A 14,453-nucleotide genomic window follows, 5' to 3' on the forward strand; every position below is an offset into this window, starting at 1 on the left:
CGAGCGCCGGCGACCGCGCCGCCGACGCCTGTCGCCCAGGCTGAAGGGACTGCCGGTTCACCGAGCGGACACCGGCCGGACGCCCGCGCGACACCCGGCGGGCACTCCCGCGCCACCGGGCGCCAGCACGCTGGCGCCGAACCCCCGCCCGCCGCGACCCACCGGAGTGCCCGCATGCCCGCTCGTCGTCCCCTGTCCGCCGCCGCGCTCGCCGTGGCCTGCCTGGCCGCCGCCGGGCTCGTGTCGGGCGGCGCGATCGCTGCCGCAGCCGAGCCCGCGGCCCCCGCCGCCTTCGTCCGCACCGCGACGTATCCGGTCTTCCAGAACGTACCGGCGGGCGTCGACCCGGCCGCCGCCACCGTCGCCGAGATCTCGACGATCACCGACGACGGCACCGTCGTGTACACCGACGCCCTCGGCAAGCGCATCGGCTTCCTCGACGTCAGCGATCCTGCGAACCCGGTCGGCACGGGCACCGTCGAGCTCGCCGAGCTCGGCCACGCCGACGACCAGCCGACCTCCGTCGCCGCCTACGGCGACTTCGTGCTCGTCGTCATCGACGAGACCGGCGGCGACTTCGTGAACCCCAAGGGCCGCGTCGACGTGCTCCGCGCGAGCGACCGCAGCCTGGTGCGCTCGATCGACCTCGGCGGCCAGCCCGACTCGATCGCGATCTCGAAGGACGGCGCGTACGCCGCCATCGCGATGGAGAACCAGCGCGACGAGGAGTTCAAGCCCGCCGGTGGCAAGAAGGGCGACCTGCCGCAGCTGCCCGCCGGCTTCGTGCAGGTGCTCGGCCTCGTCGACCCGGCCGACCCCGCCGCGTGGACGGTCGACGCCGTGCCCTTCGTCGACGAGACGGGCGCCCCGATCCCGGTGCTGGCCGCCGCCGGCCTCGACACCCCGCAGGACCCTGAGCCCGAGTACGTCACGATCAACTCGCGCAACGAGCTCGCCGTCACCCTGCAGGAGAACAACGGCATCGCGATCATCGACCTGCCGACGCTCGAGGTCACCCGCGCCTTCTCCGCGGGCTCGGTCGCGGTCAGCGGCATCGATGTCGCGAAGGACGGCCGCATCGACCTCTCGGGCTCGATCCCCGCGACGCCGCGCGAACCCGACGCCATCGCCTGGATCGGCGACGACCGCCTCGCGACCGCGAACGAGGGCGACTGGAAGGGCGGCACGCGCGGCTGGACCGTGTTCGACGCCGCCGACGGCGCCGTGGTCTGGGACGCCGGCAACACCTTCGCGAACCTCGCCGTCCAGCACGGGCTGCACAACGAGGACCGCGCCGCGAAGAAGGGCGCGGAGCCCGAGGGCATCTCCGTCGCCGAGTTCGACGGCGTGCCCTACGCCTTCGTCGCGAGCGAGCGCTCGAACTTCGTCGCCGTGTACGACGTGAGCGACCCGGCATCCCCCGCCTTCCGCCAGCTGCTGTTCTCGACCAACGGTCCGGAGGGCATCCTGCCCGTGCCCGAGCGCGACCTCCTCGTCGTGTCGAGCGAGACCGACGCCGCCGCGGTCGGCGTGCGCGCCTCGGTGAACCTGTACGCCTTCGGCGACGCGGCCGCCCACGCGCCCGCCGGCGCCGCCGCGCAGCCCAGCATCGTCTCGGAGGTCGTCGGCGGCGCGCCGATCGGCTGGTCGGCCCTCGGCGCCCTGGCCGGGCACCCGACGGACGCCGCCCGCGTGTACGCGGCGAGCGACTCGGTGCTCTCGCCCGCGACGGTGTTCACGGTGGACGTCGCGCAGACCCCGGCCCGGATCACCGGCTCGCTCGCGATCACCGAGGGCGGCACGCCCGCCGCACTCGACGTCGAGGGCCTGGCCGTCGCCGAGGACGGCGGCTTCTGGCTCGCCGTCGAGGGCGCGACGGGCGCGGGCAACGTGCTGAAGCGCACGGATGCCTCGGGCGCTGTCGTCGACAGCTTCCCGCTGCCCGCCGAGATCGCGGCGCATGTCGGCAAGTGGGGCTTCGAGGGCGTCACGACGACCGGCGCCGGCGCTGACCTCCGCGTCTGGGCGGTGCTGCAGCGGCCGCTGTGGACCGACCCGGCGAACCCCGCGGCGGGCGCCGTGGAGGGCGACGACGTGGCGCGCATCGGCCGGCTCGACCCGGCGACGGGGGAGTGGAGCTGGTTCGGCTACCGCCTCGAGCACACCGCGGTCGCGGGCGACTGGCTCGGCCTCTCGGAGATCACCGCGATCGACGACGACACCTTCGCGATCATCGAGCGGGACAAGCTGAACGGCCCGGCCGCGCAGGTCAAGCGGATCACCCGGATCGACGTGCCGGCGGATGCCTCGGGCCTCGCCGGCCTCGCCGGTGCACTGCCGATGCTCGAGAAGTCCACGGCGGTCGACGTGCTGCCGGCGCTCCGCGCCACCGGCGGCTGGACGCAGGAGAAGCTCGAGGGCTTCGCGACGGCGGCCGACGGTGCGCTGTACGCGGTGACCGACAACGACGGCCTGAAGGATGCCACGGGCGAGACGGTGTTCCTGCGCCTCGGCCAGGCCGACGAGGTCTTCCCCGGGGACGAGGAGCCACAGCCCGGTGAGGCGAGCCTCGTGCTCAGTGCATCGAAGGTCGCCGCGGGCGGAACCGTGAGCGTGACCGGCAGCGGCTTCGAGCCCGGCGACACGGTGCGCTTCGAGCTGCGCAGCACGCCCGTCGCGCTCGGTTCGGTCGAGGTCGACGAGACCGGGGCGCTGCGCTTCACGGCGAAGATCCCCGCGACGACCGCACCCGGTGCGCACCGCCTCGTCGCGATCGCGGCGGACGGCAGCGAGGTCGCGGCCGAGCTGACGGTGACGGCGGCGGGCGAGACCGGCGGCATCGGCGGTCCCACCGGCGGAGCGAAGGGATCCGGCGACGGCGCGCTCGCGCATACGGGCTTCGACGGCGGCTGGCTGGCCGGTGCCGCGCTGCTCGTCGTGCTCGGCGGCGGCGCCGCGCTCCTCGTCGCGCGTCGTCGCCGCCGCCAGGCCTGAGCGCGGCACTTCTCTCCCGCTTCCCTCCCGAGTTGCCCGACTTTCATGAAAGTCGGGCAACTCGGGGGTGTGCTGCGGGCAGGGGAGAGCGGGGCGGCAACGGGGGGATGTCACCGCCCCGACCCCGGCCGGACGGATCCGGCCGCCCGGTCCACCGTGTGGGCGACCGGGAGTTCAGGGGTTTCGGGGCCCGGGCCGGAGCCCGGGCCCCAAGGATTCAGTTACGGGCGAGGCGACGCCGTCCGACGAGCACCAGGCCGAGCGCGAGCAGCGCGAGCGCGGCCCACAGGATCGAGCCGTCGACGCCGGTGCTGGCGAGCCCGGTCGTCCCCTCGGCGGCGACCATCGTCGCGCCTCCGCCGCTCCCGCCGTTCCCGGCCGGCGTCGACGGGGTGGTCGGGGTGGTCGGCGTCGTCGGGTCGGTCGGGTCCGTCGGGTCCGTCGGGTCCGTCGGGTCCGTCGGGTCCGTCGGGTCGGTCGGGTCCGTGGGATCCGTCGGGTCGACGATCGTCGTCGGGCCGTCCGTCTCGCTGTCCCCGATCACCGAGATGGCGTTGCCGCCGACCGTGATTGGCAGCGAGAGGCCGGGCACGAGCTGCGTCCCGCCGAGCAGTCCGCCGAGGCCGCTGGTCTCGGCTCCGCTGCCGGAGCCGGTGCCCGTGCCGCCGGTCACCTCGGTGGAGGCGTCCGTCGACGTGCTGTCGCCGACCGCCGAGATGGCGTTGCCGCCGACCGTGACCGGGACGCCGATCGAGGGCAGCAGCTGCGTGCCGCCCAGGATGCCGTCGTCGCCACTGGTCTCGGCCCCGCTGCCGGAGCCCGTGCCCGTGCCGCCGGTCACCTCGGTGGAGGCATCCGTCGACTCGCTGTCGCCGACGACGCTGATCGCGTTGCCGCCGACCGTGACCGGGACGCCGGCCCCGCCGAGCACCTGGGTGCCGCCGAGGATCGAGTCGCCGCCGGAGGTGGAGCCGCCCGCGGCCGGTGCGCTGCCCGCGCCCTCCGCGACCGTCGTGCCGGCGCCGTCGGACGAGCTGTCGCCGAGCACCGAGATGGCGTTGCCGCCGACCGTGACCGGCACGGCGACATCGACGAGGCCCTGCGTGCCGCCGAGGATGCCGTCGCTGCCGCTCGTCTCGGCCGGAGCGCTGCCCGCGTCCGCCGGGGTCTCGGCAGCCGGGGCGACCTCGGTCGTCGGTTCGCTCGTGCTGCTGTCGCCGAGCACGCTGATCGCGTTCCCGCCGATGGTGATCGGCACGTTCACGTCGACGAGCGCCTGCGTGCCCGAGCCGACCCCGTCGTCGCCGGAGGTGGTGGCCTCCTCGGCGGGGGCGGCCGGGGCGGCGGGCGCCGTCTCCGTGCTCGCGTCGCTGGAGCTCGAGTCGCCGAGCACGCTGACGGCGTTGCCGCCGAGCGTGATCGGGAGGTCGATCGAGATGCCGGCCTGGGAGCCGGACAGGATGCCGTCGTCGCCGCTGGTGTCCGCAGCGTGCGCGACGCCGGCGCCGAGGAGCGTGAGCCCCCCGGTGACGAGGGTCGCGTAGAGCGCCCTCACGGCGAGCCGCTTGAGATTCATGATCAGTTCTCCTGACTGTGTGGGAATCGACGCGCCGGCGCATGCCGGAGCGGAGTGACCGTGTGTCCGAGCGCGCGCGTGAGCGCGTCGACGGACGGCGGTTCCCGTCAGTCAGGAGTGGTGTCGGTCTCGAACACGGGCGACGAGGGCAGCTCGTCGTTCACCGTGCTGAGCGCGAGGGAGGCGTTCGCCTCGTGGCCGACGGCGGCGAGGGCCGCGTCGGAGCTGGTGGATGCCCCGGCCGAGCCGGAGCCCGCCGCGGTTCCGCCTGCGGCGCCGCCGAGGGCGGGCGAGGACGGCGCGCCGGGGAGCGGCGTGTTCGGGGCGTTCGGTGGTGCGGGGTCGTGCGGCGCGCGCAACTGGGCGCCGAGCGCCGCATCGCCCGCCGAGCGCGCATCCGTGCCGGCGCGGGCGGGTGGGCCCATCGCTGTGGCGGCGAGCGTGGGCTCAGCGGCCGTCACCGAGGGGACCGACGACGGCGGGATCGGCACCGTGCCGGGGCCTCCGGGCTCGCCGGGACCGCCAGGGCCGCCGGGTCCTCCGGGCAGCAGCGGCACGGTCGGCAGTTGCGGCAGCACGCCGCCGTCGGGCAGCGGGCCGAGCGAGCCGACCACCCCGCCGAGGGTCTCGTCCACGGCGCCGGCGACGGGGTTCAGGATGGCGCCGACGGGGGCCGGGCCGAGCAGGCCGCCCACGACGGGGAGGGCGCCGACGAGGTGATCCACCGCGTTCGTGACGGGCGTCACCACGCCGCCGACGGTTCCGCCGCCGGCGATGCCGGAGACCGTGCCGGAGACTGCGCCGGCGGTGCCGGTGACGGCTTCGTCGACGGTGTCGACGGCTCCGTTCGCGGCATCCGTGACCGTGTCCACGACGGCCGGAACCTCCTCGACCACCTCGGCGACGGGCGCCGGTGCGACCTCGACGACGGGCTCGAGCACCTGGTTCACGGGCGCCGTGACGGCGCCGACGACGCCGTCGAGCGTGTCGCCCACTGCGCCGGTGACGCTGCCGACGGTGCCGAGCACCGAGCCGACCGCGCCGAGCAGCCCGGAGCCGCTGGAGCTCGACGAACCGCTGCCGGGCGGCGGCGCCGCTTCTTCCGCGGAGGCGCCGGACGCGCCGGTGAAGAGCGAGATCGCGAGCCACGCGGCCGAGACGGCCGCGCCCGCGAGGGCGATTCTGAGCGCAGGGCGCTGCAACGGCGTTCGCCGTGCGACGACCAGGTCGCTCATTTCGATCACCCCCCGGTGCTGCCGAAGATACGCCCTGAGGATGCCTCAAGCAACCCCCATCCGGGGGACAGCATGCACCCGGAGGCATCCGGAATCACCCTCGGACGGGTGCCGCGACCGCGTCGAGCGGGCGCCCGGCGCGCCGGCGGCCCGGCATTCAGCGAACCGTGACCTTTCCGAACGAATCGGACTGCGAGAATCGTGCCCATGCACCTGCTCGCGAAGCTCAGCATGCGCAACCGTGCGCTCATCGCCCTCGTCACGATCGTCGTGGCGATCTTCGGCGCCCTCTCGCTCACGAGCCTCAAGCAGGAGCTCGCGCCGTCCATCGCGTTTCCGCAGCTCTCGATCGTGACGAGCTACCCCGGCGCCTCGCCCGACGTCGTCGACGCCGACGTGTCGACGCCGATCGAGACCGCGATCCAGGGCATCACCGGTCTCGAGTCGACCTCGACGACGAGCTCGACCGGCCTCTCCCGGGTGACCGCGAGCTTCACCTACGGCACCGACCTCGCCTTCGCCGAGCAGAAGCTGCTCTCCGCGGTGAACCGCATCCAGCAGTCGCTGCCCGACGACGTCGACCCGCAGGTCGTCGCGCTCTCGCTCGACGACTTCCCCGTGGTGCAGCTCGCCGTCACCGGCGTCGACGACACGGCCGCCCTCTCCGACGAGATCAGCCGTACCACTCTCGGCGAGATCACCGACGTCGACGGCGTGCGCGATGCGACCCTCGTCGGTGACGTCGGCCAGCGCGTCAACATCACCCCGGACCCCGCCGCCCTCGCCGCGCGCGGCCTCACCGTGCAGGCGATCCGCGACGCACTCTCGCAGAACGGCGTACTCGTGCCCGCGGGCACGATCACGGAGGACGACCGCACCTTCGCCGTGCAGTCGGGCGCCCGGCTCGGCAGCGTCGACGACGTCGCGGCGCTGCCCCTCGTCGGCCAGCCCGGCACGACCCCGCCGACGATCGGCGACGTCGCCACCGTCGCCCTCGGCGAGAACCCCGTGACGAGCATCTCCCGGGTGAACGGCGAGCCGGCCCTCACGATCTCCGTCACGAAGCTGCCCGCGGCGAACACCGTCGAGGTGTCGAACGCGGTCAAGGCGCTGCTGCCCGACCTGGAGTCCTCGCTCGACACCACGAACCCCGGCGCGACGTTCACCGTCGTCTTCGACCAGGCGCCGTACATCGAGCAGTCCATCGAGTCGCTCGCGACCGAGGGCCTGCTCGGCCTCGTGTTCGCCGTGATCGTGATCCTCGTCTTCCTGCTCTCGGTGCGGGCGACGCTCGTCACCGCGATCTCCATCCCCACCTCGGTGCTGATCACCTTCATCGGCCTGCAGGCGGCCGACTACACGCTGAACATCCTGACGCTCGGCGCCCTCACCATCGCGATCGGCCGCGTCGTCGACGACTCGATCGTCGTCATCGAGAACATCAAGCGGCACCTCGTCGCGGGCGTCGACAAGGCGGCGACGATCGTGCGGGCCGTGCGCGAGGTGGCCGGCGCGATCACCGCGTCGACGATCACGACGGTCGCGGTGTTCCTGCCGATGGCGCTCGTCGAGGGCGTCACCGGCGAGCTCTTCCGGCCGTTCTCGCTCACCGTGACGATCGCGCTGCTCGCTTCGCTCCTCGTGGCGCTCACGATCGTGCCGGTGCTCGCGTACTGGTTCCTGAAGCCGGCGAAGGTGCACAAGCACGACGGGTCGGATGCCTCGGCCGCGGCGTTCATCGACGAGGCATCCGCCCCAGGCTTGGCCGCGGGCCCCGACGAGCTGGAGCACCCCTCGCGGCTGCAGCGCGGCTACCTGCCGATCATCCACTGGACGCTGAAGCACGGCGTCACGACCATCCTGCTCGCCGTGCTCGTGCTCGGCGGCACGATCGCGCTGACGCCGCTGATGAAGACGAACTTCCTCGGCTCCTCGGGGCAGAACACCTTCCAGGTCACGCAGGAGCTCCCGGTCGGCACGAGCCTCGACGCGCTCGACGCGGCCTCGAAGCCCGTCGAGCAGACGCTGCTCGACACGGAAGGCGTCGACACCGTGCAGACCTCGATCGGCTCCGGCGGGCGCGGCCTCTCGGCCCTGCTCGGCGGCGGCGCGGCGACCGTCACCTACTCGGTGACGACCGACGAGTCGGCCGATCAGGACGCGCTGCAGGCCACCGTGCGCGGCGAGCTCGACGACCTCCGGGACGTCGGCGAGGTCACCCTCTCCGCTGCGAGCGGCTTCGGCGCCTCGAACGACATCGAGGTCGACATCACCGCCTCGAACGCTGAGGACCTGCGCACCGCGACGGACGCCGTCGTGCAGGAGCTCGACGGCATCGACTCCCTCGCCCAGGTCACCTCGAACCTCTCCGAGGGCCGGCCGTACATCGCCGTCGAGGTGAACCGCTCGGCGGCCGCGGAGGCGGGGTACTCGGAGGTCGCCCTCGGCGGCTTCGTCTCGGCGGCGATGCAGCCGCAGAGCGCGGGATCGATCGTCATCGACGAGAAGACGCTCACGATCTACCTGGACTCCGAGGAGCCGCCCACCACGATCGCCGCGCTCCAGGAGCTGCCGGTGCCGACCGCCGCCGGCCCGGTGCGCCTCGACTCGCTCGCGACCGTCGCGCAGGTCGACGGCCCGGCCACGGTCACGACCGTGCAGGGGCTGCGCAGCGCGACCGTCTCGGCGACGCCCGCGGGCGACGACCTCGGCACCGCGAGCGCGGCCGTCTCGCAGGCGCTCGCCGAGGTCGAGCTGCCCGACGGCACCGCCGCCTCCGTCGGGGGCGTCACCGCGGACCAGACCGAGTCGTTCTCGCAGCTCGGACTCGCGCTGCTCGCGGCGATCCTCATCGTCTACGTGGTGATGGTGGCGACGTTCCGCTCGCTGCTGCAGCCGCTGCTGCTGCTCGTCTCGGTGCCGTTCGCGGCGACGGGGGCGATCGCGCTGCAGATCCTCAGCGGCATCCCGCTCGGCGTCGCCTCGCTCGTGGGCGTGCTCATGCTCGTCGGCATCGTGGTGACGAACGCGATCGTGCTCGTCGACCTCGTGAACCAGTACCGCGACCGCGGCATGACGGTGCGCGAGGCACTGCTGCACGGCGCCTCGAGGCGTCTGCGGCCGATCCTCATGACCGCGCTGGCGACGATCTTCGCGCTGCTGCCGATGGCGCTCGGTATCACCGGGCACTCCGGGTTCATCTCGCAGCCGCTCGCGATCGTCGTGATCGGCGGCCTGATCTCCTCGACGGCGTTGACGCTCGTCGTGCTCCCGGTGCTCTACGACCTCGTCGAGGGCGGCCGGGAACGGCGACGGGCCAAGCGCGCCGAGCGCGCCGACGGCGGGGCGGATGCCTCGGGCGGGGCGTCGGCTGCCTCGGGCGGTACGTCGGCGGCCGGCGCGTCGTCGGCGGGTGCGCCGGAGGCGACGACGTCCTAGAGTAGGGGGTATGGGTATTCGGCGGGCGCTCCTCGCGCTGCTCGCCGTGCCCGCCATCCTGCTCGGACTGCTCGCCATGCACGCCCTCGGCGGCGCGGGCGGGCACGAGGCCGGGCACGCGATGCCGGTCGCCCACGCGGCGGAGGGCTCCGGCGCGGCAGCCGGGCAGCTCACGAGCGACGAGGCATCCGCCCACGCCGCGGCCTCTGCCCACGCCGCGGCCTCCGCCGGCGCGGCGTCCGGCGACCGTGCCGATGTGACGGCCGAACCCGGCGACGGCGGGATCGCGGCGCTCATCTGCATCCTCGCGCTGCTCGCCGTGCTCCTGCTCGGCGCGGCCGCGGCGCCGCTGCGCCTGCCCGGCGCGATGCGGCTCGTCGCCGTCGCCCGTCGGCTCGCGAGCGAGGGCCGCCGTCCGGCGCCCTCCTTGCTGCAGCTCTCCATCAGCCGGACGTGATCCGCGCTCGCGTCGCCCTCGCGCGGCGCCTGCGCCACGCGCGCCGTCGACCGGCGGCGCGCCGATCACGAACGGAAGAGCACACCATGAAGATTCAGTTGACCCCCCGCGCCGCCGTGCGTCTCGCCACGATCGCCGCGGCATCCGCGGGCCTCCTCGTCCTCAGCGGCTGCGCCGCCGGCGGGATGGACGGGATGGACGGAATGGACCACTCCGGCACCGGCGGCGACCCGAGCCAGTCGGCGAGCGAACTCGCCGCGGCGAACGAGGCCGACGTCGCCTTCACGGCGGGGATGATCATGCACCACCAGCAGGCCATCGAGATGGCCGACCTCGTGCTCGCGAAGGAGGGGCTCGACCCCGAGGTCGCGGCGCTCGCCGAGCGGATCAAGGCCGCCCAGCAGCCCGAGATCGACCGCATGGAGGGCTGGCTCGAGGACTGGGGCCAGTCCGGCGGCGGCATGGCCGGGATGGACCACAGCACGATGATGTCGGCCGACGACCTCGCCGCCCTCGAAGCCGCGAGCGGGCCCGAGGCCGGGCCGCTGTTCCTCGAGCAGATGATCGTGCACCACGAGGGCGCCGTCGCGATGGCCGAGGAGGTGCTGGCCGAGGGCGAGAACGCCGACGTGCTCGCGCTCGCGGAGGCCGTGATCGCGGACCAGACCGAGGAGATCGCCGAGATGCGCGAGATGCTGGGGCAGTAACAGGCTGGCTGCCGGGCCCGCGCGGTGCGCGGGCCCGGGGCCGGGGCCGCGGGGCGATGCCGTGCGCCCCGCCGCCGAGTTCACGCAGTGTTCACCCGGGCGTCGCCGGGTGCCCGGTTCGGGGGACACCGCGCTCCCTATCGTCGGAGCATGGTCATCAGCGCACCGTCGGGCCGTCGGTCCCCCGTCTCGCTCCGAGTGCGGGCCGAGCTGCGAACCCGCATCGAGCGCGGCGTCTGGTCGGCCGGGATGGCCCTGCCGAGCGAGGCCGCGCTGTGCCGGGAGTTCGGCACCTCGCGGGGACCGGTGCGCCGGGCTCTCGCCGCACTCCGCGCCGAGGGGTTCATCGTCGGCGGTCGCGGCAAGCCGCCGGTCGTGGGCAAGGTCGTGCCGGCCCAGTCGCTCGCGACCTTCCGCTCCTTCACCGACTGGGCCCGGGCCGAGGGCAAGACCCCGGGCACGAGGACGCTCTCCCTCGAACGTCGGCACGCGGCATCCGCCGTCGCCGGCCTGCTCGAGCTCGACGAGGGCGCCGTCGTCGTCGAGCTGATCCGGGTGCGGCTCCTCGACGAGGTGCCGATCATGATCGAGCGCGCGAGCTTCGTGCCGGACGTCGGCCGCGTGCTGATCGGCCTCGACCTCGATCACGCCTCGGTCTCGGCCGAGCTCGCGCGTCACGGCTTCGGGCTCGTGCAGGCGCGCCACACGATCGACGCCGTCGCGGCGAACCCGCTCGACGGGGAGGCGCTCGGCGTGCCGTCCGGCGCGGCGCTGCTCCGCGAACGTCGGCTCTCCCGTGATGTGCACGGGCGTGCGGTCGAGTACGCCGAGGCGCGCTACCGCTCGGAGTTCGCGACGTTCCGCATCGACAACGCCGCCGCCGGCTTCACGGGCGACGAAGCGGGCACCACCGCGGCGAGCCCCATCGAGGTGCGCTCGCTCGACTGAGCGGGCCGCCCGGGCCCCCTTGCCCAGCCGCGCCCCTTGCGCCGCCCTACCTGCCCCTGCCCCTACCTGCTCTGCTCCACCTGCCCCACCTGCCCCCGCCCCGCAAAACGGCAGTATTTGCGGGTGCGCGGGCGCGAGCACCCGCAAATGCTGCCGTTTTGCGGGCGGCGAGGGCGCGTGGCGGGGAGGGAAGGGCGGGGAGGGCGCGTGGCGGGAGGGCGCGGGGCGGCGAGGGCGCGTGGCGGGGAGGGGGCAGGGGTGGGGCGGCGGCCGGATGCCGTGCGCGTCAGCCGCGCAACGTGGCGACCGGCGTCGCGCCGTACGCCTCGCGGTAGGCGCGCGCGAAGCGGGCGTCGTTGCCGAAGCCCCAACGTCGGGCGATGCCGCGCACGGTGTCGCCGGCGGTGGGGTCGGCCGCGCGGAGCTCCTCGTGGGCCCGGGCGAGCCGCACCCGGCGGAGGTACTCGCTCGGCGTCGTGTCGAGGTGCCGTCGGAAGGCGGCCTGCAGTCCGCGACTGGTCAGGCGCGCCGCCGCAGCGAGGTCGTCGACGGTGACCGGCTCGGCGGCGTGCGACTCCGCGTAGTCGACGGCGCGGCGCACCGCGGCGGGCAGGGCCCCGTCGGCGTAGCCCACGTCGCCGAGGATCTCGATCGGGAACGCCGCGAAGGCCGCGACGAGCAGCGACCGCACCGCCTGGCCCCGGATCAGATCGTTCGAGGCGAGCTCGTCGTCGGCGAGCACCTCGCGCAGCACGTGCTCGTGCAGCGCCGCCCAGTACCGCTCGAGCTTGGCGTTGCGGGCGCCGACGCCGCCGAACCGCAGCGTGGCCGAGTCGGCGCCGACGAGACCGGCGGCGACCCGCTGGGCCTCGCTGCGCGAGAGGGAGACCAGATCGATCTTGAGATCGTGGATGTCGGCCTGCACGGAGCCCGGGTGGAACAGCATCACCGCGCTGCGGCTGCCCGCCTTGCCGTCGGTGCGATAGACGTACCCGCCGCCGCTGCGGCGCCCGATCATGAAGGCGTCGTCGAGACGGGTGGACGCGCGTTCGAGGCGGGTGCCGATGTGCAACCGGATGAAGCTCGCCGAGGCATCGCTCAGCACCGTCTGCTCGTACACGAAGCGGTGGTCGGGGTCGCGCCCGAGCCTCGTCGTCGGCCAGATCTGCTGCATCTCGCGCTCGGCCCGGTCGACGTCGGTCGCGTGCGAGGCGAACCGCTCCAACGGCATCTCGGCCTCCCTGGCGCCAGTGTAGGCGGGGCCCCCGACATGCGAGTCGAGCGGCGCCGAGCGGCCGGTGGCCGAAAGGTCGGCCGTTCCCCGAGCGGGCAGTCGTGTGCCTCTTGTCGGGCTGGCCTCGAAGCTGACCGATGTTGAGGTGCGAGATGCCTGCGGTTTGAGCCAAGCAGGCGGACTTGCTCCCATCTCGACCTCGCTATGCCCCGTCGTGTGTGGCTTGCTGTCGTGCAGGCTTGTTCATGTTTACAGAGCTCGTACCTGGGTGTCGGCTGCAGTTCCGATCACGACCGCGTCGTTCTCGGAGGTGCGAACGCACTCAACATTCAGTTCCTATCAGGATTGATGACCCCACCCGGTCGGCGCAGAAGCTGGTGAACTGGCGAGCTGGCTGATCTGCAAGGACTTCATCTCTGACGAGACGCTGGCCCGGCCCCTGCTGGGGGCGGGCCAGCGCTGCTTCGCCGTGGCGAGAGTTCTCGAGGAGTGTCCTGCCAGTGCCCCAGCATCGGAGAGATTCGTCCTTGGGCCACCGGTTGGCATCGAGTAGTCGTCAGTCGCCGCCGAACTGTGCAGCTCGGTCCTGCTGCTCCTTCTGCCACGTCGCAGACGTGAACTCGGAGACGGTTCCGACGAAGGTGTCGCCGATGTTGGCTCCGGCCCAGGCCGAACTGCCGAGGTTGCTGGTGTAGTGGTACACCCCTACGATGTCCGAGGACTGCAGCGTCCAGGTTTCGACGGGTTCATCGGCGCTGGCGATCGCGGGGGCGCCGAGCGCGAGACCGACGGCGAGAAACGCCGTGGCGGCGAGTTTGGTCAACTTGCGCATGAGTGATTCCTTTCGTACATCCCCGGACCCGCTCACCACTACCGCAGACGCACGCTTCAACCGCATCCGGGAAAACACTGGAATGCGTCCCCTAGACCGCGCATCTACGCTTTCGAGAACGCGCTCGAGAGGCCACAAACTCCCGAACTCTCCGGCGGAGGCTCGGGACTTGCCCGAATTGAGCCCCAGATAGGCCGAGGCACGAATCGGGCTCCGCTGAAATGAGATCGGCACGCCAACGAGAGGTATCCCAAATGCGGATCAATGCCGGGTGACCACGTCGGTCATTGCTTTGAGATGCGTGCGATTCCGGGTATCGCGGGGCGTTGGTGGTCGCCAGAGTACTCGCGAGGATGCGGGCTGGAGGCTATACCCTCACCGGCATCGTCGTGAACGAGGTCGCGTTCATCGGGTCGGGTGGAGCCTCAGTCGGTGCGGAGTCTCGCGATCGTGTGGACCCGTGATGCTGTCCCGCGCGGTGGTCCCCTCCAGCGAGTGCCGTCAACAAGATCCACCGCTGGCGAAGCCGTGGTCTGCTCGGCGTGGACGCAATGATGTGAACCGGTTCGCCGCGCTCGGCACGACGTTTCCAGCATTCTCTTTGGGCTGGATGTACCAGCCGGTGGGGGAGTTCATGTAACCGGTGCTGATGCGCCTTCTTCCACCTTAGATGCGTCGAACGCGAGGCAGGTTCAAGGAGCAGCATTCCAGAAGCGGTGGATGGGGGCTGAAAGGTGTCTGAACGCGAGCCCGCTCTGGCTGACGTCGTGGGCATCTCCAGGGCTTGGCATTTTGGTATCCCGTCTTCTAGAATTGATCCGTGCCAAGGCGGTCTAGCAGAACAAATACACGGGTGATGCTGGTATGCCAGATGCGGGGTTGCGCTCCTCATCCCCCCTGGAGCGGCACCCCGTTACCTCGCCGAGCGCGGCGCCGTCCCGTGGGATCATGGCGATGCCAGGTGGGTTTGGCAACGGTGTACGCCGCCGAGCGCCTGACGGTGTTCGGTGCCGATGATGCCGGCTTTCCCGC

At 72.8% G+C, this 14,453-nt stretch carries 9 protein-coding genes; 5 read left to right on the forward strand and 4 right to left on the reverse strand.

All coding sequences use genetic code 11. The features are described from left to right. Nucleotides 1-174 precede the first annotated feature (174 nt). Nucleotides 175-2,994: an esterase-like activity of phytase family protein gene (locus QSJ60_RS04400; RefSeq protein WP_285462759.1), complete on the forward strand. Its 2,820-nt coding sequence runs from the start codon at nucleotides 175-177 to the stop codon at nucleotides 2,992-2,994. A 217-nt stretch (nucleotides 2,995-3,211) separates the two neighbouring features. Here QSJ60_RS04400 and QSJ60_RS04405 read toward each other — a convergent pair whose 3' ends face one another. Both QSJ60_RS04405 and QSJ60_RS04410 read right to left on the reverse strand, forming a co-directional pair. Then, nucleotides 3,212-4,570, reverse strand: a complete 1,359-nt coding sequence (locus tag QSJ60_RS04405) for a hypothetical protein (protein ID WP_285462760.1) — start codon at nucleotides 4,568-4,570, stop codon at nucleotides 3,212-3,214. 107 nt (nucleotides 4,571-4,677) lie between these two features. Further along, complete coding sequence (locus QSJ60_RS04410) at nucleotides 4,678-5,805, reverse strand: hypothetical protein (protein WP_285462761.1); 1,128 nt, start codon at nucleotides 5,803-5,805, stop codon at nucleotides 4,678-4,680. Between the two features lie 207 nt (nucleotides 5,806-6,012). Between QSJ60_RS04410 and QSJ60_RS04415 the strand changes: the two genes are divergently transcribed. The 4 genes from QSJ60_RS04415 (at nucleotide 6,013) to QSJ60_RS04430 (ending at nucleotide 11,355) form a co-directional block, all read left to right on the forward strand. Then, complete coding sequence (locus tag QSJ60_RS04415; protein ID WP_285462762.1) at nucleotides 6,013-9,243, forward strand: efflux RND transporter permease subunit; 3,231 nt, start codon at nucleotides 6,013-6,015, stop codon at nucleotides 9,241-9,243. Between the two features lie 10 nt (nucleotides 9,244-9,253). Beyond that, the gene (locus QSJ60_RS04420) at nucleotides 9,254-9,700 is read left to right on the forward strand and encodes a DUF6153 family protein (RefSeq protein WP_230763667.1); all 447 of its coding nucleotides are present in this window, start codon (nucleotides 9,254-9,256) and stop codon (nucleotides 9,698-9,700) included. An 86-nt stretch (nucleotides 9,701-9,786) separates the two neighbouring features. Then, entirely contained in the window at nucleotides 9,787-10,407 is a 621-nt protein-coding gene (locus QSJ60_RS04425; protein WP_285462763.1) for a DUF305 domain-containing protein, read from the forward strand. Between the two features lie 150 nt (nucleotides 10,408-10,557). Next, nucleotides 10,558-11,355, forward strand: a complete 798-nt coding sequence (locus tag QSJ60_RS04430) for a GntR family transcriptional regulator (RefSeq protein WP_189083336.1) — start codon at nucleotides 10,558-10,560, stop codon at nucleotides 11,353-11,355. Between the two features lie 286 nt (nucleotides 11,356-11,641). On the opposite strand, the gene QSJ60_RS04435 is transcribed toward QSJ60_RS04430, so the two are convergent. Beyond that, nucleotides 11,642-12,586: an AraC family transcriptional regulator gene (locus tag QSJ60_RS04435; protein ID WP_285462764.1), complete on the reverse strand. Its 945-nt coding sequence runs from the start codon at nucleotides 12,584-12,586 to the stop codon at nucleotides 11,642-11,644. Nucleotides 12,587-13,145: 559 nt separating this feature from the next. Then, nucleotides 13,146-13,421: a hypothetical protein gene (locus QSJ60_RS04440; RefSeq protein WP_285462765.1), complete on the reverse strand. Its 276-nt coding sequence runs from the start codon at nucleotides 13,419-13,421 to the stop codon at nucleotides 13,146-13,148. Between the last annotated feature and the right edge of the window lie 1,032 nt (nucleotides 13,422-14,453).

It is taken from the genome of Agromyces sp. NBRC 114283 (assembly GCF_030268405.1).
Lineage (GTDB): Bacteria > Actinomycetota > Actinomycetes > Actinomycetales > Microbacteriaceae > Agromyces > Agromyces mediolanus.